Origin of the sequence: Exiguobacterium sp. s157 (assembly GCF_018618205.1) — a bacterium.
Taxonomy (GTDB): domain Bacteria; phylum Bacillota; class Bacilli; order Exiguobacteriales; family Exiguobacteriaceae; genus Exiguobacterium; species Exiguobacterium chiriqhucha.
In genome coordinates this window covers 1-20,299 of the sequence record NZ_JACSLQ010000002.1, presented here as the reverse complement: position 1 = coordinate 20,299, position 20,299 = coordinate 1, and the positions used below count along the sequence as shown (strand labels likewise).

At 52.1% G+C, this 20,299-nt stretch carries 19 protein-coding genes and 8 tRNA genes; all 27 read right to left on the bottom strand.

Translation table 11 applies throughout. The features are described from left to right. Nucleotides 1-97 precede the first annotated feature (97 nt). Nucleotides 98-1,555 carry a methyl-accepting chemotaxis protein gene (locus tag KNP67_RS03850; RefSeq protein ID WP_034779733.1) on the bottom strand — a complete coding sequence of 486 codons (1,458 nt, stop codon included), beginning with the start codon at nt 1,553-1,555 and terminating at the stop codon, nt 98-100. A 147-nt stretch (nt 1,556-1,702) separates the two neighbouring features. Beyond that, nucleotides 1,703-4,363, bottom strand: coding sequence for an MMPL family transporter (locus KNP67_RS03845; RefSeq protein ID WP_029594446.1), 2,661 nt, complete (start codon nt 4,361-4,363; stop codon nt 1,703-1,705). Nucleotides 4,364-4,366: 3 nt separating this feature from the next. Continuing rightward, complete coding sequence (locus KNP67_RS03840; RefSeq protein ID WP_214755958.1) at nt 4,367-4,810, bottom strand: MarR family winged helix-turn-helix transcriptional regulator; 444 nt, start codon at nt 4,808-4,810, stop codon at nt 4,367-4,369. Nucleotides 4,811-4,895: 85 nt separating this feature from the next. Further along, entirely contained in the window at nt 4,896-5,399 is a 504-nt protein-coding gene (locus KNP67_RS03835) for a GNAT family N-acetyltransferase (RefSeq protein ID WP_214755957.1), read from the bottom strand. Further along, nucleotides 5,387-5,860, bottom strand: coding sequence for a YfbM family protein (locus tag KNP67_RS03830; RefSeq protein ID WP_214755956.1), 474 nt, complete (start codon nt 5,858-5,860; stop codon nt 5,387-5,389). Before KNP67_RS03830 ends, KNP67_RS03835 begins: the two co-directional genes overlap by 13 nt. 72 nt (nt 5,861-5,932) lie before the next feature. After that, on the bottom strand, nt 5,933-6,865 hold the full coding sequence (locus KNP67_RS03825; RefSeq protein ID WP_251128690.1) for an NAD(P)/FAD-dependent oxidoreductase: 933 nt from the start codon (nt 6,863-6,865) through the stop codon (nt 5,933-5,935). Between the two features lie 67 nt (nt 6,866-6,932). Then, nucleotides 6,933-7,619 carry a DUF975 family protein gene (locus tag KNP67_RS03820; RefSeq protein ID WP_214715840.1) on the bottom strand — a complete coding sequence of 229 codons (687 nt, stop codon included), beginning with the start codon at nt 7,617-7,619 and terminating at the stop codon, nt 6,933-6,935. Between the two features lie 96 nt (nt 7,620-7,715). Beyond that, a complete protein-coding gene (locus KNP67_RS03815; protein ID WP_029594441.1) occupies nt 7,716-7,922 on the bottom strand; it encodes a helix-turn-helix domain-containing protein in 207 nt (68 codons plus the stop codon). 10 nt (nt 7,923-7,932) lie between these two features. Beyond that, on the bottom strand, nt 7,933-8,412 hold the full coding sequence (locus KNP67_RS03810) for a DUF2975 domain-containing protein (RefSeq protein ID WP_029594440.1): 480 nt from the start codon (nt 8,410-8,412) through the stop codon (nt 7,933-7,935). A 113-nt stretch (nt 8,413-8,525) separates the two neighbouring features. Further along, entirely contained in the window at nt 8,526-9,086 is a 561-nt protein-coding gene (locus tag KNP67_RS03805) for a YdhK family protein (RefSeq protein WP_214755954.1), read from the bottom strand. Between the two features lie 131 nt (nt 9,087-9,217). Next, a complete protein-coding gene (locus KNP67_RS03800) occupies nt 9,218-9,778 on the bottom strand; it encodes a hypothetical protein (protein ID WP_131472116.1) in 561 nt (186 codons plus the stop codon). 153 nt (nt 9,779-9,931) lie between these two features. Continuing rightward, nucleotides 9,932-11,113, bottom strand: coding sequence for an MFS transporter (locus tag KNP67_RS03795; protein ID WP_214755953.1), 1,182 nt, complete (start codon nt 11,111-11,113; stop codon nt 9,932-9,934). Nucleotides 11,114-11,330: 217 nt separating this feature from the next. Next, nucleotides 11,331-13,127 (bottom strand): glutamine--fructose-6-phosphate transaminase (isomerizing), encoded by a 1,797-nt coding sequence (gene glmS, locus KNP67_RS03790; protein WP_214755952.1) that lies wholly within the window; start codon nt 13,125-13,127, stop codon nt 11,331-11,333. Between the two features lie 359 nt (nt 13,128-13,486). Continuing rightward, nucleotides 13,487-14,845, bottom strand: coding sequence for a phosphoglucosamine mutase (gene glmM, locus KNP67_RS03785; protein ID WP_021065183.1), 1,359 nt, complete (start codon nt 14,843-14,845; stop codon nt 13,487-13,489). 35 nt (nt 14,846-14,880) lie between these two features. After that, nucleotides 14,881-16,161 carry a CdaR family protein gene (locus tag KNP67_RS03780; RefSeq protein ID WP_131472108.1) on the bottom strand — a complete coding sequence of 427 codons (1,281 nt, stop codon included), beginning with the start codon at nt 16,159-16,161 and terminating at the stop codon, nt 14,881-14,883. Next, nucleotides 16,162-17,022 carry a diadenylate cyclase CdaA gene (gene cdaA / locus KNP67_RS03775; RefSeq protein WP_021065185.1) on the bottom strand — a complete coding sequence of 287 codons (861 nt, stop codon included), beginning with the start codon at nt 17,020-17,022 and terminating at the stop codon, nt 16,162-16,164. It lies immediately after the preceding gene. Nucleotides 17,023-17,157: 135 nt separating this feature from the next. Further along, nucleotides 17,158-17,793, bottom strand: coding sequence for a hypothetical protein (locus KNP67_RS03770; protein ID WP_058765075.1), 636 nt, complete (start codon nt 17,791-17,793; stop codon nt 17,158-17,160). Beyond that, a complete protein-coding gene (gene sigW, locus KNP67_RS03765; protein WP_021065187.1) occupies nt 17,790-18,365 on the bottom strand; it encodes an RNA polymerase sigma factor SigW in 576 nt (191 codons plus the stop codon). The genes KNP67_RS03770 and sigW overlap by 4 nt, the downstream gene beginning before the upstream one ends. Nucleotides 18,366-18,506: 141 nt before the next feature. Then, a complete protein-coding gene (gene rocF / locus KNP67_RS03760) occupies nt 18,507-19,409 on the bottom strand; it encodes an arginase (protein WP_021065188.1) in 903 nt (300 codons plus the stop codon). A 199-nt stretch (nt 19,410-19,608) separates the two neighbouring features. Next, nucleotides 19,609-19,684, bottom strand: a tRNA-Ala gene (locus KNP67_RS03755). A gap of 15 nt (nt 19,685-19,699) precedes the next feature. Further along, nucleotides 19,700-19,774: transfer RNA gene (locus tag KNP67_RS03750), tRNA-Gly, on the bottom strand. Nucleotides 19,775-19,781: 7 nt separating this feature from the next. Then, nucleotides 19,782-19,854 (bottom strand) — tRNA-Lys (locus KNP67_RS03745). Between the two features lie 5 nt (nt 19,855-19,859). After that, a tRNA-Tyr gene (locus KNP67_RS03740) sits at nt 19,860-19,943 on the bottom strand. Between the two features lie 6 nt (nt 19,944-19,949). Continuing rightward, nucleotides 19,950-20,022 (bottom strand) — tRNA-Thr (locus tag KNP67_RS03735). Nucleotides 20,023-20,051: 29 nt separating this feature from the next. Continuing rightward, nucleotides 20,052-20,127: transfer RNA gene (locus tag KNP67_RS03730), tRNA-Val, on the bottom strand. 3 nt (nt 20,128-20,130) lie between these two features. After that, a tRNA-Glu gene (locus KNP67_RS03725) sits at nt 20,131-20,205 on the bottom strand. A 5-nt stretch (nt 20,206-20,210) separates the two neighbouring features. Next, a tRNA-Asn gene (locus KNP67_RS03720) sits at nt 20,211-20,285 on the bottom strand. Nucleotides 20,286-20,299: the final 14 nt, after the last annotated feature.

The window sequence follows — 20,299 nt, the reverse complement described above, 5'->3', positions numbered from 1 at the left end:
ATTCCTCCTCATTTTAGGACTGACGCAAAACTGTTCCCGTTTTGGAAGAGATGTATACGCAAATGGACACGCCTATTTGTAAAGGCGTGTCCATCGTTTAGACGAGTTCGTTCGCAATCTCGTTCAGTTCTTCAATTTGATCTTTCAACGAAGCTAACGCTTCTTGCTGTGACATCGTCAGCACATGAACGTCTTGACTGTTCACTTCGAGCGCTGTCATTAGTGCCGACATTTGGGAAGTCACTTGGTGAACTTTGTTCAGTTCTGATGCGACGACTTGGAGCTGTGTCGACGTCTCATCCACGGTGCTTGCGACCGTTCCTGTCGTTTGGATCATGGAGAGAATCGATGTCCCGCTCTTACGGACTTGTTCTTCCTGCGTCGATAAACGTTCTGTACTACCGTCGATTGCACGTTCCGTCACTTGCACCTCCTGCATGACGAGTTGGATAATATCATTGATTTGAGATGAGGCTTGGGCCGTTTGAGCCGATAGATTCCGAATTTCGGACGCGACGACTGCAAATCCTTTTCCGTGTTCCCCCGCTCGCGCTGCTTCAATTGAAGCGTTGAGCGACAGCAGGTTTGTCTGAGACGAAATCTGCTGGATCGTACCCGTGATGGTCCGCACTTCTTGGAAACGCTCCGCCAATCCTTTAAACGCATGATTGACTTCACTGATACTTAAGTTCAGTTCAGCGAGCGACCGTTCTGTCGAGTCCATATTTTCATGCGATACATGAGCGTCCTGCAAGACCCCACTCACTTGAGACGTCGTCTCCTGGAGCTGTTGTTGCATCCGCTCAAACGCCTGTACAGTTGAACGAATTTGCGAAGCGACGTTTTGAATCAGACCTGCTTGTTCCGACGTCCGTTTCGTCATCAAACCGATTTGTTCTGTCACTTGCTCCGAAGCATTTGTGACAGAGTCGACTGAATCATTCATCGTGAAGACGGCCCCATGAAGTGTGGTCGCACTCGCTGTCGTCTTCGCCATCGTTAGCTCGATTTCGCTAGCGTGTTGTTCTGACTTTTCTTGTTGCGTGAACGTCTCATGTAACAACTTCGCACCAAAGAATGACACAAAGTATGCGCCAGACAAAGCCATTGTGAGCACAGTGAACCAAATGACGAGATCGAGCGGCGTTTCAAATGAAAAACGCCCAATCAATACAGCTCCGACCGATACGATAAGCGCGAGAATGCTGCCGTACAGCACAAGATGCCGATTCAAGTACATCAACATCAATACGATATACAGAAAGACGATATTTTGAATCGCAGTACCTGGCAGCGTCAAGATAATTGCTGAAGCTGCAATGTACATCAACGTGACGAGCCCATACTTCAACCAAGTATGTTCCACATAGAAGCGATGGCCCAGCCATGATGCGGCTTGAATGACACCGCCTATCAGAATAAAATTGACTGCGCCTTGCCCCGCGAGCTCCCCCATCCAATACAAAACACCCATGATCGGATAAGAGAGGAAAAATAAAATAATCACCATGCGCGATACAAACAACGAACTCATTTTTTCAAAATGATTCACCATAATTATTGCCTACTTTCAATAGAATAAAGATCTATATTATATTTCGGCGTATTTTTATTAATCTCAAGTCCGTCTTTCTCCATTTCGCTGACATTGACTCAACAAATAAAAACAGCACAACAATTGTTGTGCTGTCCATCGCAAAATTTAGTCTCTATCTTTACTTTTTTGTTTGAACGGCCACCATACCCCGTCCCCGAACGATACCGTGATTGCTGGGATGAGCAGTGGCAACACAATCAATCCGTATAACAACAGTCCGGTGATGACGATCGTCGCAATCTGGACGAGACTGAGCACGCCAGACGGGATCATCGCCCCGAACGTACCGGCAAGAATGACGGCCGCGGTCATGATGACCGTCCCCATCTTCGTCATCGAATGGACGAGCGCGTCGCGCACCGTCATTCCGTTAATCGACTCCTCGCGGAACCGGTCGAGCAGGAAAATCGAATAGTCGATGCCAAGCGCGATCAACATGACGAATCCGAAGAACGGAACGGCCCAACTGATGCCGTCATAGCCGAGTCCTTCGACGAAGATGAGCTCCGTGATGGCTGCTGACGTGTAATACGTCAATAAGAGCGAGCCGATCATATAGAGCGGCATGATCATCGACCGGAACAACACCGTCAAAACGATGAACAGCGTCACGAGCATGATGGCGACGGTCCGATTGAAGTCGTTCGTCGACGTCTCATTCAAGTCGCTGTTAATGCTCGAGATACCGGCATACCCAATCGTTGCCTCCGCGAACGGCGTATCGGTGACGACCCGGTCCATCGTCGCTTTCACGGTCTCGACCGTGTCAATCGCTTCCGGCGAATATGGGTCCATCTCGAGGATGACTTCGAGCTGTGTCGCCGTCCCGTCGTCAAATACGTAGCGCTCGACAGCTGGAGCGAACTCCTCTGACGTGAGCGTCCCTTCCGGTAGATAGACGCCCGTATCGCGCAGGCTGTCCGAGCTACTCAGGTCTGATAGGAATGCTGCCACTTCATTGATGCCTGTCTCGATTTGAACGAGCCCTGCGTTCGCTTCACCGACACCAGCAGCGAGTTGTCCGAGACCCGTTCCGAGTTCCCCGGCTTGGGCGCCTTGTGCTGTCAATGCCGTAGCTGCCTCGTTAATGCCTGCCTCGATTTGACCGAGACCGGCCGACACTTGCCCGAGCTGCGTTACGGTCGCAGGAATATTTTGCGTCGCCGTGAGTCCTTGGCCAATCAGACCGAGCTGAGCGTTCAATTGACCGAGTCCCGCTGCCGCTTCCGCGAGCGGGGCACCGGCGTTCGTTGAACCGCCCGGCAATTGATTGACGACGGCGTCAAGACCAGCTTCCACTTGCGTGAGTCCATCCTGGACGTCACCGAGGCCAGTCTCGGCTTCCGTCAATCCTGCACTCACTTGTTCGAGCTGGGTGTCCACGTAAAAGTCATCGATGACGTCACCGGTCGGACGCGTCACCGAACGGACGCCGCTCACCCCATCGATTTTTTCAAGTTCACTCGAGAACTTCTCGATATACGGAATCTCCGCTTCGGAGAGGTCGCCGTCTTGTTTCAAAATGACTTGGACTGGCAGCGACTCCCCTTGCCCGAATCCTTCTGAAATCAAGTTGAGGCCGCGTACGGAATCATAATCGTCACCGATCTCATCGACCGTATTGAATGACCGGGCATCGTCATACGTGAACAACACCGGTACGGTAATCAACGCGACGACGAGAATCGAGACGAACGGCCGATTGACCGAGATGCGGCTGAATCCGGCCCAGAGGCGGCTGTCGTGATGTTCGCCCGCCTTTTTCGAGGGCCAGAACAAACGATGCTTGAGCGTCGCCATAAAGAACGGCACGACCGTGAACAAGATTAACAGTAAGACAGCAATCCCGACCGCGACGGCGACGGCTGATTTGAAGATTGGGAAATCGGCGAAACCGATAGCCGCAAAGCCGACGAACACGGCGAGACCGCTGATGAGGACTGTCCGCCCTGCCGTTTTGTACGTGTTGACGATGGCATCTTCAATCGCGTGACCCGCGCCGAGCTCTTCTTTATACCGGCTGAGCAGCAAAATACAATAGTCGGTTCCAATCCCGAACAAGATGGCCACGAGGAAAATCTGCGTATAGTTCGAGACCGGGAAACCAAACCAATCAACAAAGAATGCGACGAACGATTGGCTCAATAAATACGTGAATCCGACCGCAATGAGCGGGATGAACGGTGTCACGATTGAGCGGAACACGAGTAGGAGCAGTCCGAAAATGAGGACGACCGTGATGATTTCCGTCTTCTTCAAGCCTTCCTGCGCACTCAAGTTCACATCGTTGTTGATGATTTCTTCACCTGTGATGTAGACCGTCTCGTCTTCCGGGAGAATGTTCGCCCGCACGTCGTCTGCGAAGGCGTTGATGTCTTCCATCGACCCTTCGACCGTGATTGGGACGAGCACGATGCGGCCGTCCTCCGAGACGAGCTGTGCTTCCGTCTCTTCACTTTCAAACGGGTCGAGTACGTCTTTGACGACCGTGTCGTTTTGTTCCATCTCGTCGATGACCCGGGAAATATCGGCCCGTTCGGCATCACCGAGCGTTTCGAACTCATAGACGAGTGAAATTGTCTTGTCGCTCTTCCCGGCGGCGTTCAAGATGTCCTGCGCCCGCTGCGAGTCCATATCCTCTGATAATTGGAAGCTGCCGGCTTGTTCGGCCTGCTTCGTCAAGTTCGGGGCCGCCACAAACAAGGCGGCTGTCAAGACGATGAGACCGATTAAGATGCCCCAGCGCCATTGGATGATTTTATGCACGTGTTATTCCTCCCCAATTCGAAGCAGCTGTTTAATTTTCCGGAACGTCCGGACGAACTGTTCGATTTCTGTCTCTTCGATATTTCCGTCGAGCAACGATTCGACATAACGGTAGACGGCCGCATCCGCTTCTTCGACGATGCGATGTCCGGCTTCCGTCAACTCAATCAACCGCTCGCGCTGGTCATGCCCGCGTCGACTGACGACGAGCTCTTTGTCGACGAGCTTTTTTAACCGGTTGGAGACGGCGCTCTTATGAACTCGTTGTTTTTGGGCCAACTGGCCGGCTTGAATCGGACCGAACTGTTCGAGCAGCTTGAGCAGCTGCAGCTGTTCAAGCGAATAGTCATGCCAGACGTCACCGTCCATCGCCTCGATGACATGCTCCGCACCTTGGAACATGACCTCTTCGAACAACTGGACGGCCTCCCGCATCAATTCTTTCATTTTGGTTTACCCCCTAAACTAGATAAAGATAGTTTATGCCCTAAACTAAGAACGGTCAACTAAAACGACCGATGAAGTCGCTCCTTCATCGGTCGAGTGGATATACATACGTATAAAACGTCAGCGTTTGTCCTTCCCATTCCATCTGTCGTGCCTCGCCATCATGGATAAAACCGGCACCCCTTAATACATGTTGGGACGCCACATTGTCGCTTGTCGTCTCGGCTCTCAATCGATTGAATCCAGGCAACTTGAACGTCAACAATTGTCGCAGGGCCGCCGTGGCATACCCGCGTCCCCCATGCCCCGCTCCGACCCGGTAACCGACCTCGCCAGTGTCGGCATCGGTATGATGAACGTTCAGACGCCCGACGATTGTGTCGTCGCGCCAAATCAAGTAATAGTACCCGTCCCCGTTCGTCTGCTCGCTCAATAGTTGCTGCAACGCCTGATGGAATGATTCCGGCTCATAGTAGGTGTCGCCTCGGCTCGGAACCGAACGCTCGAAATACGTGCGATTCTCGCACTCGAACTCATACAGCAACGCCTCATCTTGAAGACGTAACGCCTTTACGCTTACCCGATCCATGTGACGAGCGCCTCCCGCTGTCTCGACGCCTGGGCGAAGACACGTTTCAACTCATCGAACTGGTCCAATAAGTACTGTTTTTCCTCGAGTCCCCACTCCCGTTCAAATGGGTACAGTTCCTGCTCATTCATCGTCGTGACATCGTAACGCGCTTCTAGCGCCTCCAGCTCGATGTATTGAAGTCGGGTCGACAAGTCCTCGACTTCTCCCGGCATCAAATAGGCGATGCCCGTCTCTTCGTCGATGACATCCCCTCCGAAGACTGCCTTCCCGAGCGAATGACGGTCGATCTCGTTCAAATCGGTCGCCCCGGTCAATAAAAAGTAAAGACCGTGCCACGCCTTATCGATATCGGTCTGTCGTTCCTCATCTTCTAACAGTTGCTCGAAACGCTCCGGCTCTTGAAGCAGTGCTGTCAACTCTTCGACCGATACCCGCATGTATGCGCCAACCATCCCCATGTCTGATTCCCCTCTCCAATTCATATGTCTGACTATTCGGCACGGTCATGAAAAAAACCTTCCGAAGAAGGTTTAGCGCATCGCTTCCGCGACACGGAGTCCTGAGACGTACGCGCTCTCGAACCGAGTCCGGCCTGAAGCGTCATCCGGCTCGAGGAAGACGTCACCGGCCAAGAAAATCGGCTCGTCACGCAATCGATGGTAAGGCTCGTTCCAGACGTCGGTCGCCTGCGCATAGCGCCACCGTTTCAACTGCCTCGATTGAATCACCGCCGACCCTGTCACCGTTTGCAACAGGCGCTCAATCTCACGAAGCGTGTCTTCGTCCGCTCGTTCATACCACTCCTCGCTCCACGACTCGTCCATATAGACGCTGACGAGTTCGGTCGCCGAGATGCCTTTTTGGCGGTTGTTGATGACTTTCAAGATACCCGGCGCCAAGTCTGTATCGAGAATCCCGTCCGGACCGATGGGAGTATCGCTTGCCAATTCGAACAAACCGACAAACGTCGGGGCGTACGTCAATTCACGTAACGCCGCATCGACCGGAAAATCTGCGAGCAAGTCGAGCGTCTGCGGGAGCGGCGACGTGATGAGGAGACGGTCATACTGTCGCGTCGTCACATCCGTCTGGACGCTGACCTGACCATCTCGTGTCGTGACCGTCTCGACCCGTTCGTTCAAATGGACGGTCAATCCGTCAGCCAACCGTTTGGCCAAGACGTTCATCCCGTCGACGGCGACGTAGCGCGGATACGGGTCGGCGTACCACACGTTGACCCACCCTTTCGTCTGCCAGTCGGCGACATCTTGTTTGAGTTCTTCCCCTCGTACGGTGAAATAGACAGCCCCGTGATCGGCTTTGCCGTCTCCGATCCGTCTCGTCGCCAAGCGTCCCCCGACGCTCCGACTCTTTTCAATCAATTCAACTGTATGACCGTGACGGGCGAGGTCGCGTGCTGCGACAATCCCGCTCAGTCCGGCACCAATAATACCAATGTTCATGTCCATTCCCCCTTCTGTCAGGAAGATTGTATCATGACCGAGGACCCGTCGCCGGAACCGATGCGCTTCACGCCGATCGATTCCATTGCTCATCATACTCACGGCGCGTGTCTTCATACATGACAGCGAAACGGCTGACGATGAACGGGCGAATCAGTGTCAAGGCAACGAGGTAAATCCACGATCCGAGAAACATCATGTCGAGTTGTATGAAAAAAATCCAACCAACTAGATACATCGGGATGAAAGGCAAAATCAGTTTGAACGCATCCCACTTTCGTCCGCGCATCAACGTCCGTGATTTCGTGATCGCCTCTGTGATGGACAAATCGGGCTCGTCGCGCAAGATAAAGAAGGTGAAGGCGTACGAGAAGTACTTCACGATGCCCGGTACAAGTAGTAACAATGACCATAGCACTTGGAACAACATGACGAGCAATCCGGCAAGCAAATGTTTACCGTAGCGATGTCGGAACGGCGTAAAGACATCGCGTAACGACGACGACTTCCCGCGGACCGTTTCTAACATCAACCAGTTGTAACCGATGATGACCGGGAGCAGTCCCGCGTACAAGATGAGACCCGCTAGACTGATCAGAGTGAGTGCCAATGAATCATATTCGAACCCGAAATAATACGGATCCATCATCAATCCAATCTCTAATACAATCGAGCACACAAATGACCAGATAATCAATGTACCCGTCTTCCCTTTTACTGCGGCGCGCGCCCGTTCATTCCATGTCTGAATCATCTTGTTTCCCCTTTTCGTTCTTCTTTCCTGTCTTATACGCAACGTGATGGAAAATGTTTCAAACTCCACAAAAAAACAGGGTAATCGCCCTGTCCATCAATCTTCCCGATATTCTAAAATGTCGCCCGGCTGACAGTCGAGCGCCTGACAGATTGCTTCGAGCGTCGAGAAACGAATCGCTTTCGCTTTGCCGGTCTTTAAAATCGACAAGTTCGCCATCGTGATGCCCACTTTTTCAGACAGCTCGGTCACACTCATCTTTCGTTTCGCCAACATTACGTCAAGATTTACGATAATCGCCATATGTCTCACCTCAGACCGTCAAATCATTTTCTTGCTTCATGTCGATGGCACGCTTCAATAGTTTCTGTAACAGTTCCGCGAATACGGCGACGACGAACGCGGCAAACACAAAGACGAGCCCGATGAGAAGGAACCCAGGCGCATCATCTCGCTCGGCGAACCAGTAGAAGAACGGGAGCGTTCCGATATAGACGGCCGTGATTGCCAACGCACAATACTTGATTGTGCGGAGTGATTGGACAGCCCGATACGAGAACCCTTCGTCGCGGTCGATCAACCGGAGCAGCATGAACGCTTGGAACAACGCAATGAAGAACGGGATGGCCGATACATACATACCAATCACAATCGGACGAATCGAGTCCTCAATCCAACTCCCACTCTCGACCGCCTCGCGCCAAATGTACGGAAGCAAAAACAAGCAGGCCGCCACAATCGGGACAGCCAGAACGAATACGGCCAACCGTAAAAAAACCGTCTCTCGTTTCATGATTCAGACACCTCACCTCGTTTGATACCTTCATCATAATCTGTTTTTTATCGTTTATCAATAAATAATCGTCGTTAATAAATAAAAACCTCAGGATATCCTGAGGTTGATCTTTATTTTAGGGCTTCGAGTTCATCCTCTGTGACCCATTTGTGGTTCGTGACGTCTTCCCCGTCGTTTGTCGTGAAGTCGACCATATACACCGTCGTCTGTTCGGCCGAATCAATCGTCGCCTCGGCGCCGTCCATCCCGTCCATATGGTCTGTGGCCAGAGTGGCTTCGGTCCCTTCTTCTAACGGTGCCTCGCCTGGATTGTCGAGTTCTTCGTGAATGACCCACTTGTGATCCTCGACCGGATTGCCCCCATCCCTCGGGGTATAAGAGACCGAATAGACGGTCGTGTCATATGCACCGACGATTATCGCCTCGGTGCCATCCATGCCCGGCATATGGTCGGCCGTCATCATCGCGGTCGACCCGACCGGGAACGTCGGATCTGTCGCTTCACTTAACCCGCTCGGCACCTCTCCTGATCCCGAATGGTCCATCATCGAATGGTCCGAATGTTCTTCTGTCGAGTCGCTCGTCTGCTCCTCCTCGGCATCTCCACAAGCTGCCAAAGTCGTCGCGAGCAACATCGCGCTCAAACCCGTCATCCATTTTTTCTGTCTCATCGAATCTCTCCCTTACGTCTTTATGTGTATACGTTACCCTGCTGCTAAGGTGATGAGACGTTTTTGAGACCGATACGATGATTTGTTATCGCTTTGACACATTAAAAGACCGCCTCGCGGCGATCTTTTAATTAATGCGCATGCTTCACATCCTCGAATAGTCCGAGCGCGAAACCGGCCACCGCTCCGATTGTCGTCACGATGAGCACGTAATTCAAATCAACCCCTTGCCAGAACTGGCCTTGCATCACGTTCGTGACTTCAATCAAGACGGTCAACACGAGTGCCGTGACGAAGCTGGCCAATAGGAAGAAGCCGAGTGCCTTCTTCCCGTACACGATGACGCCGAGCATCGTACCGAAGGCCGTCGTCACCATAATCAGGAATGCCGTGTTTCCGTACGTGTCACCGAGCGTCGGGAAGATGGCTGCGAACGTTTCACCGACCGCAAACCCGAGCAAGATGGAGGCGACCATGCCAATCGTGCTCAAACCGACATTTCGAATCAAGTGTTCTCGGTGACCGAGCAATAAGAACAACAAGATGCTGCCGACGACACCGGTGAGGAACGTGACGAGCACACCGGCTTCAATGAAGAGACTGAAGAGGAAACTGCTGAGTAGGAACGACACTAAACCAATCAACAACCCGATTGCCCAATGCGTCCGGTGACTTCCATGGACAATGTTCATGATGCTCATCCCCTTTTATGCGTCCTACTATCCTATTGACCACTTTTTCAACTATGAAACGAGTTCTCTCTTTCTAGTTGGCGGTTTCCAATCGAATTCTCCACATCGTCACAAAAAGACCGTCCCCAAACGAATCACGGGACGGTCTGTGCCTCAATGGTGCTTGATTTTTCTCAAGAAAACCAACATCGGGAGGAGCAAGAGCGCCGCTGCCCCAAGCCCTCCTTGAATCGACGTGTAAAGGGCGAGCAATCCAATCAGCGGACCCCCAGCGACTTGACCGAACGCGTCGACCTGACCGAACATCGACAAAATCGTCGCCCGGCCTTTCGATGGGAGCCGCTCGTTCGTCATAACGCTCATGAGCGGATAGTGCACGTTACGCAGTGCCGCAATCGTCCAATACAGCAACACGGCCAACCAAAACTGTCCGACCGAGGCGAAAGCAAGCATCGCGATGATGAGCAGCACGTTGAACCAAAACAAGGTCGTCGCATAGCGTCCTTTGACGTATAGCTCGACACCTTTCAACACCAACATGTTGAGTAGAAACGCGACGGCATAGAACAAGCCGAACCAATACACGGCCGCCTGTTCCGACAACTGGAACGTCTCAATCAAATGCGCGCCCCATAACCGGTCGAATCCTTCACTAGCGAGACCCCAGACGAGCGTGATGGCAGCCAAGCCGACGAGAATCGAATTGCCACGGATATGGGTGTATCCGTCCCGAACCGTCCGTTTCGCTTGCACGAGATTCGACGTATCGGCTCGCGTGATCGGTTCGAACCGCGTCTCTGGCAAGACGCGCCATGCGATGATCGCGAGCGTCACCAACATCCCCCCGGCAAGCACGATTGTCATTTGGACAGACGTGACTTCAGCGAGGAGGACGGCGAACCCAATCCCGACGAAGCGGCCGAGCGAGCTATACTGTGCACCTCGCAAAAACACTTGTTCTAAGCCGTCATTCCCCATCTCATCGGCAATCCATGCCTGTTCGGCCCCGCTGATGAACGTCCAGCCGATACCCCATAACGCTGACGCGACCGCGATGGCCCAAAATTCAGGGATGCCCCCTTCTAGCAAATGGGCCAGTCCAATCAAACCGATTCCGATGACCATCGACCGCTTCCGCCCATATAAATCGGCGACGAGACCGGTCGGTAGCTCAAATAGTAAAATTGATACTTCTAATATCGTTCCGATCAAGACGAGTTGTAACGCATTCAACTCGGCGGTCATCACATAATAGATGGCGTTCAACGTGAACACCATCTGTATGATGAGCGAACGCGAACTCGATACTGCATAATACAGCTGTTGAATCTTCAATTGTATATTCCTCCGATAGGATTGTTCCAATACAGTGAATCATCGGAGGAGGTGGCCAACTTATGAACGCACGTCCTCCGGCAGGATGAATGTGTCAAATAGTTGGATTTGCATGGCGTTCTCTCCTTAGTCGTTATACCTTCAGTATACAAGCCGGTTCGCATGACGTAAATCACAACAAAAAAAGCCAAGATCCCGAAAGATCTTGGCCTATCATTTATTCGACTGTGACTGATTTCGCCAAGTTACGTGGCTTGTCGACATCGCAATCACGCGCAAGTGCCGCGTAATAAGAAATGAGTTGAAGCGGTAACACCGTCACGAGCGGTGTAAGAAGTGGTTCGACACGCGGCAATACGAAAGCATCGCTCTCGTGTTCCATGCCTTCCATCGAAATCGTGCAGGCAACGGCACCACGAGCGACAACTTCCTTAATGTTTCCGCGGATGTTGAGGTGCGTGTTCGGTTGCGAGACGAGTGTGATGACCGGTGTGCCATCTTCAATCAAGGCGATTGGTCCGTGCTTGAGCTCACCACCTGGGTAGCCTTCTGCTTGGATATACGAGATCTCTTTGAGCTTGAGGGCACCTTCGAGACCGACGTATGAATCCATACCGCGACCGAGGAAGAACGCGTTGCGTGACTCTTTCAAGAACTTGTCTGCCAATTGCTCAAAGATTTCTTTTTGAGCCATGACCGAGTCCATGATCGTCGCGATACGCGCGAGCTCTGTCATGAGGTCAAACGGAAGCTTCTTGCCGTTCGCACGAGCGATGTCGTAGGCGAGGATGGCGAGCACGGCGATTTGGGCCGTGTATGCTTTCGTCGATGCGACCGCAATTTCCGGGCCGGCGTGGAGGAGCATCGTCTCGTTCGCTTCACGCGAGAGCGTCGAACCGGCAACGTTCGTGAGTGTAAGCGCCTTGTAGCCGCGCTTCTTCACTTCGACGAGGACCGCACGGCTGTCCGCTGTCTCACCTGATTGTGAGATAAAGAGGAACAACGGCTTCTCTGTGAGGAGTGGCATGTTGTAACCGAACTCAGAAGCGACGTGCACTTCTGTCGGCACACCTGCGACGCGCTCAATCAATTGCTTGCCGACAAGACCAGCGTGGTAACTCGTACCGCAAGCGACGATGTAGATGCGATCCGCTTCCGAGACGAGCGAGCGCACGCCTTCCGTCAGCTCGATGTCACCGTTCTCGTTCTGGTAGTGCTGGATGATGTTGCGGATGACGGCCGGTTGCTCGTCCATCTCCTTCAACATGTAGTGCGCGTACGTGCCCTTCTCGATGTCTGACGCATCGATCTCGGCCGTGTACGGGGCACGTTCGAGGACCTCGCCGTCGAGCGTCTTGATCGTCGCCGATTCGCGCGTCAAGATGACGATCTCGCCGTCGTGGAGCTCGAGGTACTGGTCTGTCACTTGGAGCATCGCCATCGCGTCAGACGCCACGACGTTGAACGTGCCGTCGCCGAGTCCGACGAGGAGTGGTGACTTGTTCTTACCGATGTAGAGGCGCTCTTGATCCTCTGAGTCGATCATCGCGATCGCGTACGAGCCGTGGAGCTCAGCCAACGTCTTGCGGAACGCCGCCTCGACGTCGCCAAGTTCGACGAAGTTCTTCTCCATCAACTGGACGATGACTTCCGTGTCCGTCTCCGAGAGGAACGGGACGTCGAGCGTCGCCTTAATCTGCTCGTCGTTCTCGATGACACCGTTGTGGACGAGCGTGAAGCGGCCCGTCGTGCTCTGGTGCGGGTGGGCGTTCGGGACGCTCGGCACGCCGTGTGTCGCCCAACGTGTGTGACCGATTCCGATCGTGCCATCTACTTCTGCTGGGACGACTTCGCGTAGCGCAGCGATTCGGCCGACTTCTTTATGCACGTTCACGTTATCATGCATCAAAGCAAGACCTGCCGAGTCATAACCACGGTACTCAAGTTTTTCAAGACCTTTGAGAAGGATTTCCTTCGCTCCGGTGTTCCCAATCATTCCTACAATTCCACACATACAAAAATCTCCCTTTATTTTCGATTTCTCGAAAAAGGAAACGGGCTTTTTCTAAGAGCTGTCAACGCGCTCCCCTTTGGCCGTCCGGTCGCCCGGGCGTTTTGAGGGTTTGCTTGTAGTCGTGACAGGCGACTAGGAGGCATCCGCCGAAAACTCGATAACCTCCAACCTCGTCAACTCCGTAGAGTTCTGGCGCTTGTTTCGTACTGGGTGTCCTTCCGTTTCTAAGGGCACGCTCTTAATAGTACAAATCACACCTCCATTCGTCAAGAAAATCACATAATTTCACAGTGACAAAACGGAAACAAAAAGGGAACCCGCAGACGGATTCCCTTGTTTTATTCCCTATTTCGACAAAATTATCCTTCTACACCGTAATCTTCGCGAACAACTTGTGCAATTCGTTCGACATAACGGTCACACTCTTCTGATGTCGGTGCTTCCGCCATGACGCGCACGAGCGGTTCCGTACCAGAAGCGCGGACGAGGATGCGGCCGTTGCCGTTCATTTCTGCTTCCGCTTCTTGAATCGTCGCGAGAACGCGGTCGCCGTTCATCGCCTCGTTTTTGTCTGTGACACGGATGTTGACGAGTTTTTGTGGGTAGACCGGCATCTCAGCCGCGAGTTCTGATAGCTTGCGGCCTGTCGTCTTCACGATTTGGGCGAGTTGAACGCCAGAGAGCATGCCGTCTCCCGTCGTCGAGTGGTCGAGGAAGATGAGGTGACCCGACTGCTCGCCACCGAGTGTGTAGTTGTGTTTCTTCATCTCTTCGACGACATAACGGTCACCGACCGCCGTCTGAAGCGCCGTCATACCAGCATCTTCAACCGCTTTATGGAAGCCGAGGTTACTCATGACCGTCGCGACAATCGTGTTGTCTTTGAGACGGCCTTTCTCGCTCAAGTACTTCCCGCAGATGTACATGATTTTATCGCCGTCGACGATATCACCGTTCTCATCGATTGCAATCAAGCGGTCGCCGTCGCCGTCAAAGGCGAGACCCATGTCCGCTCCTTTTTCACGAACGAACTGTGCCAAATGCTCAGGGTGTGTCGAGCCGACACCTTCGTTGATGTTCAAGCCGTTCGGCGAGTTGCCGATCGTCGAGACGTTCGCTTCGAGGTCAGCAAACAGACGTGCTGCCAATCCGCTCGTCGCACCATGGGCGCAGTCAAGGGCAATATGGAGACCGTCGAAATCTTCGTCAACCGTCTGTTTCAACATTTGAAGGTACTTCTGTGCACCCTCGTAGTAGTCTGAGACAAAGCCGAGGTCTTTTCCGACCGGGCGTGGCAACGTGTCTTCCGCCGCATCCAAAATCGCTTCGATTTCCGCTTCTGTCGCGTCGTCGAGCTTGAAGCCGTCGCTACCGAAGAACTTGATGCCGTTATCGGCTACCGGGTTGTGCGATGCCGAGATCATGACACCAGCCGTCGCATCGAGCGACTTCGTCAAATAAGCGACACCTGGCGTCGAGATGACGCCGAGACGCATCACTTCGGCTCCGATTGATAGGAGACCCGCGATGAGCGCACCTTCAAGCATATGACCTGAAATGCGTGTGTCACGGCCAATCAATACTTTTGGCTGTTCGCCGGCTGGCAAGTGTTTCGATAACACGTAGCCGCCCGCACGACCTAAACGATATGCTAACTCTGCTGTCAATTCTGAGTTCGCGACACCGCGGACTCCATCAGTTCCAAAATATTTACCCATAAATTCAATTCCTCACTTTTGTATGATTGAACGCCTCATTGAATCGAGGACGTTTCGGTTTGTTCATCGACGCTCGTTAACTCGATGTCGATTGTCTTCGGTGAGACGACGGTCACACCTTTTGGTACTTCATAGTCGACGTCGACCCCGTGTAACCCGCTCGGGAGGCCCGTCAAATCCAAGGTCACACTCACACTGTTCGACGTGATGCTCTCTAAGAGGGACCGCTTCCCGGACAAGGTGACCCCGATCACTTCAGGGGCTTGGAGCGTAAAGTTCGTTCGGTCATATCCTCGTACGGTCACAGGTACTGTCAATCGGACTCGTTCCGTCAATTCACCCGTGTCGTCTCGCGACTCATCCGCCGCTCGAACGAGCAATTGGACTTCCACTTGCTTCATCTCAAGCGATGAGGCACCCTCCGGCACGGCGAGCGTTGCGGTCACTTTTCCGGTCTTGTCGATGCCGTCTAAATCGATCGGCTCCGTCTCGACGGTGTCGATTGCATCGAGCACGTCTTGTGGCGCAAAGACACGGACTTCCGTCTCTTCTAGCAACGTGTCGACGAGTCTGAAGTCATCGGCCACGTCACCGGTCGTCACCGCCTCAATCGGGAAGACGGCACTTTGTTCGTAGACCTGGACCGACACACTGATGATGTTCGGTTCGACGGTAACATTGAGCGGATTGCCATTGGCATCTAAAATCGTTGGCGTCAATTCACGCGTGAACGTTTGACTTTGATTGGCGACATCGACGTTTAACGTGATTTCTTGAACGTTTTGAATCCGACTGGCACCGCCCGACACTTTCACTGTCGTCGGTTCGATGTCGGCGTCACCGACCACTTTTCCTTCTGGCAATTGGTCTTTATTCAATAAGTTGACCGATACCGGGACTTCGACCGTCTGTTTGCGGTCAATATAGATTTCGACCGTATCCCGCTCGAGTTCGACGTTGACGTCTCCGCCAAAGCCGCGTGCCTCGACCGGAACGCGATGGAAGCCTGTCCCAAGGTTCGTTAAATCGACGAAGACTTGATAATCTTTCACCAACTTGGTCATCGTCAAACTGCTGGACGGACCTTGCAATTCGACGCTCATTTCTTCTGGGACGTTATATGCCACGTACTGCACCTCATCGAAGAACACTTCGACGGGAACGTCGAGTGTCATCGAACTTTGTCCGACAATCGGGAGGGCGTTTGTGGAGTTAGTCGACGAACTCGTCTCGGCGACCATGAAATAAAGTAGGATGGCTAAAGCAAGTGCGATGACGCGGAGAAACCATTTATGTTGTAACCACTGATCAATCACTTACTTGTCCCCCCCTTTTTTATTGAAGAACGAGAGTGTCGTCTCTTTTTCTTCAATAACGAGTTCTTGGATCAATTTATTACGAAGTCCCTCCTCATCCAACTCTCGATACAGACGTCCCGCAATCGCGAGCGACACGGCGCCTGTTTCTTCAGAGACGGTGAGCGTCACGCTATCCGTCACTTCACTGACCCCGATGGCGGCCCGGTGTCGGGTACCTAGCGCTTTATCGATATGTGGACTTTCCGACAATGGTAAATAACAGGCTGCTGCCGCAATTTTCCCATCTTGGATAATCATTGCCCCATCATGGAGCGGGGTGTTCGGAATGAACAGGTTGATAATCAGTTGTGACGTGATGTGTGAATCCATGCGGATCCCGGTCTCGACATACTCATTCAATCCCGTATCGCGTTCAATCGCAATCAGCGCACCGATGCGACGTTTTGACATATATTGTGCCGAGCTGACAATCGCTTCAATCATTTGACGCTGTTTATCCTCGTCACTCGTGCTCGTGCGACCGAACAAGTTACTCGTTCGCCCTAGATGCTCGAGCCCACGTCGGAGTTCCGGTTGGAAGATGATGATAATCCCAAGTAATCCGTAGGTGATGACCTGGTTCAATAAGAACTGTAACGTCTTCAACCCAAAGAATCCGCTGAGGAACCAGCTGACAAGGATGATGGAAATCCCTTTAATCAATTGGACCGCTTTTGTCCCACGTACAATCATCATCAATTTATAGATGACATACGTGACGACGACAATATCTAAAACGTCATTCAAATAATCGTACCAATGTACGTTTTCTGAAAGACTAAAGAATGATAAGAATGAAACCTGTTCAAGTAGCGGCAAATGCTCCCCTCCTCAACTACCTAGCCAATTCGTGCAAATTACATTATATCACATTTCTGAAACCACGCATCGCCAGACGATAAAACGAAACCAGATTGAAACGAACAAAAAAGACGCCGTCTCCGGCGCCCTCTTTTAGAAGATTTGTTTGAACGAATACCACATCCACTCAAACATCCGATCGATTTGTTCGAGTTCTCCCGTGACTTCTCCAGCGCTAGCCAGATAAGCCCGACCATTTACGGCCGTCGCGTTCCCGTTGACCGTCCCTTCAATCCGGAGGTCACCGCCTTGCACCGTGATGTCCCGCTCGACGGTTACACCTTGTGGGACGACCACCTCGTTCGATGTCACAACGATGCCCGGCACTTTCGTGTATGTCATCGTCTCCGTCGATTCATTCCATAAGCCAAGTGTCGCGCTCGACATCAAACTAAAGAAGAGAGCGGCCGCCATCAGTCCTGGATGCTTACGGAACCACGTCATCCATTTAGATTGTGGTTTCTGTTTCGTCCGGACTTTTTCTTCAAATCGAGTCACTGGTGCGACCTCGACCCGTGCTTTCGCTTCCGGTAAGGACGCCATGACACGGGCTGTAAAATCATCGGATAGTTTGGGCCGTGGTAAGGCCTTCAGTTCGGCATCTATTCGTTCGTAGTGGAGGTACGCTTCATATAACTCATCGTCCTCCAACAATTGACGTAGTTCGTCAGATTCTTCGGGCAGGATGCCATCTTCCAAATATTGTTGTACTTTTTCTTCAGGAGTCAATTGAACCCCTCCCTGTTTTGAAAGATTGTTTTTAACATTTCTCTTCCCCGGAAGATCCTTGTTTTAACCGTAGCAACCGGCATATCGATCATGACGCTAATTTCCTTCAGCGATAAGTCATCCACGTATTTCAACAGCAATGGAATCCGATACTTGTCGGGCAGCTGTTTAATCGCTTCATGCATCTCACCTCGAATTTCGCGATGAACGACTTGGGCGTCGGGTTGGGGTGCTTCATCAGCCAAGTGGTCCTGATAGGTCAAGCCATCGGTGCCCGCAATCTCGGCATCCATTGAGTATTCCGGCTTTCGCTTTCTCAGACGGTCGATTGCCACGTTTGTCGCAATCCGGTAAATCCACGTCTTGAACTTGTACTGGGGATCATACGTATCGATTCGGGTATACGCCCGAATAAACGTCTCCTGGGCAGCATCTTCCGCTTCGCCTCGATCATATAATATCTTATAAGCGACAGCAAAGACACCATCCTTGTACAGTTCTACCAGCTCAGCAAACGAATCATGATTCCCCGACCTTAATTCGTCGACTAAACGGGTGGTCAGCCGTTCCATCAGTCCACTTCCCCTCTCCGCAACCTATGCGGTCATCCTTCTATACGGATTTGTCTCTATGTAGGTTTCATTAAAATCGCATGACAATAAAAAAAGTTTCCAAGTCCATTGTAGCAAACAGACTTGGAAACTGTAAGGTCGTCAGACAGTTTCACTTTCCAATAACAGGTTTTCTTTGGATTTCAAAATCGTCTTACATAACTCGAACGCCAACTGGGCCGTTGTGTCATCATGATCGAGCGATGGATTTAATTCTACGAGTTCGACCGCAATCAAATCGTCAGCCTTCATCACTTCGGCCAAGATGGCTTTGCCTTCTTCGGCGGTCAGTCCTTGATCGACTGGCGTGCCGGTACCTGGAACAAGTTTCGCATCCAAGCTATCCATATCGAAGCTAAGATAGAACCGGTCCACACGTGCGCGCAAATAAGCGAGTGCCTCGTCCATCATGACGTCGACGCCCCGTGTCCGAATCTCTTCGACTGTGATGACTTTAATACCGAGTCGATTGATCTCTCGAATTTCACCTTCGTCAATATCCCGAAGCGCCATATAGACCAAATGTTCGGGCGCGAGTTTCGGTTCACGTCCACCGACCTCAGTCAGGCGGATATCTCCCATCCCCATCGCCGCAGCAAGTGGCATCCCATGAATATTGCCCGATGGTGAGGTCTCACCCGTGTTCAGGTCAGCGTGCGCATCGACCCAGATGACACCGTATGGCCCCGTTTTGGCAAGACCCGCCAGCGTTCCGATTGCCATGCTGTGATCGCCCCCAACGATCAACGGGAATCGCTTCGCTTGAATGTCTGCATCGACGACCTCCGCGAGTTCTTGGACCGTGTATAAGACTCCATCTACCCGCTTCAAATGCTCTTCACTGTTAATCATTTCAGATTCAGGTAAGACACGGATCGTCTGTTGCTTCGTTTCTGCTGGCAATAGTGTTTCCAATCCGAGTGTCCGTAATTTTGATGGACCTTGTTCTACGCCATGTTTCCCCTGTCCATAACGTAGCGGTACTTCAATATATGACCAATTCATCCCCATTCCCCCTTGAACGTTTATAGCTTCATTGTAAACGCTACCAAACTCGTGGTTCAACTTCACACAATGATGAATAAACATACAAAAAGGCAGCCTGAATGGTGGCAGGCTGCCTTTCTCTGTACTCTCAAGTGAATGGTTCATGGATTTAGGCAAAAAAAAACTTAAGTCATAAGTAACTTAAGAAAAAAACAAATGGTGGAGCCTAGCGGGATCGAACCGCTGACCTCCTGCGTGCAAGGCAGGCGCTCTCCCAGCTGAGCTAAGGCCCCGTCAAGGGAATAATATGGAGCGGAAGACGGGATTCGAACCCGCGACCCCGACCTTGGCAAGGTCGTATTCTACCACTGAACTACTTCCGCATAAAAATGAGCCATGCAGGGCTCGAACCTGCGACCCTCTGATTAAAAGTCAGATGCTCTACCAACTGAGCTAATGGCTCAAACCTGGTGGGGGGGGGCGGATTCGAACCGCCGAACCCGAGGGAGCGGATTTACAGTCCGCCGCGTTTAGCCACTTCGCTACCCCCCCAAGGAGTGCCGGCGAAAGGATTCGAACCCTCGACCCTCTGATTACAAGTCAGATGCTCTACCAACTGAGCTACACCGGCATATATGGTTTGATTATTTATTAAAAAGATGGTGGAGGATGACGGGATCGAACCGCCGACCCCCTGCTTGTAAGGCAGGTGCTCTCCCAGCTGAGCTAATCCTCCAAATGGTGACCCGTACGGGATTCGAACCCGTGTTACCGCCGTGAAAGGGCGGTGTCTTAACCGCTTGACCAACGGGCCTTAATTGGCTCCGCAAGTAGGATTTGAACCTACGACCTACCGGTTAACAGCCGGTTGCTCTACCACTGAGCTATTGCGGAACGATCTTGCCTGG

What these genes read in the sequence shown, in the direction of transcription:
- KNP67_RS03840 (WP_214755958.1), bottom strand. Translation starts at nt 4,810, where the DNA reads ATGAAAGAATTGATGCGGGAGGCCGTCCAGTTGTTCGAAGAGGTCATG.
- KNP67_RS03835 (WP_214755957.1), bottom strand. Translation starts at nt 5,399, where the DNA reads ATGGATCGGGTAAGCGTAAAGGCGTTACGTCTTCAAGATGAGGCGTTG.
- KNP67_RS03805 (WP_214755954.1), bottom strand. Translation starts at nt 9,086, where the DNA reads ATGAGACAGAAAAAATGGATGACGGGTTTGAGCGCGATGTTGCTCGCG.
- KNP67_RS03820 (WP_214715840.1), bottom strand. Translation starts at nt 7,619, where the DNA reads ATGATTCAGACATGGAATGAACGGGCGCGCGCCGCAGTAAAAGGGAAG.
- KNP67_RS03810 (WP_029594440.1), bottom strand. Translation starts at nt 8,412, where the DNA reads ATGAAACGAGAGACGGTTTTTTTACGGTTGGCCGTATTCGTTCTGGCT.
- KNP67_RS03825 (WP_251128690.1), bottom strand. Translation starts at nt 6,865, where the DNA reads ATGAACATTGGTATTATTGGTGCCGGACTGAGCGGGATTGTCGCAGCA.
- KNP67_RS03815 (WP_029594441.1), bottom strand. Translation starts at nt 7,922, where the DNA reads ATGGCGATTATCGTAAATCTTGACGTAATGTTGGCGAAACGAAAGATG.
- sigW (WP_021065187.1), bottom strand. Translation starts at nt 18,365, where the DNA reads ATGGAACGGCTGACCACCCGTTTAGTCGACGAATTAAGGTCGGGGAAT.
- KNP67_RS03830 (WP_214755956.1), bottom strand. Translation starts at nt 5,860, where the DNA reads ATGGGGATGGTTGGCGCATACATGCGGGTATCGGTCGAAGAGTTGACA.
- rocF (WP_021065188.1), bottom strand. Translation starts at nt 19,409, where the DNA reads ATGAATTGGTCATATATTGAAGTACCGCTACGTTATGGACAGGGGAAA.
- KNP67_RS03850 (WP_034779733.1), bottom strand. Translation starts at nt 1,555, where the DNA reads ATGGTGAATCATTTTGAAAAAATGAGTTCGTTGTTTGTATCGCGCATG.
- glmS (WP_214755952.1), bottom strand. Translation starts at nt 13,127, where the DNA reads ATGTGTGGAATTGTAGGAATGATTGGGAACACCGGAGCGAAGGAAATC.
- glmM (WP_021065183.1), bottom strand. Translation starts at nt 14,845, where the DNA reads ATGGGTAAATATTTTGGAACTGATGGAGTCCGCGGTGTCGCGAACTCA.
- KNP67_RS03800 (WP_131472116.1), bottom strand. Translation starts at nt 9,778, where the DNA reads ATGAACATTGTCCATGGAAGTCACCGGACGCATTGGGCAATCGGGTTG.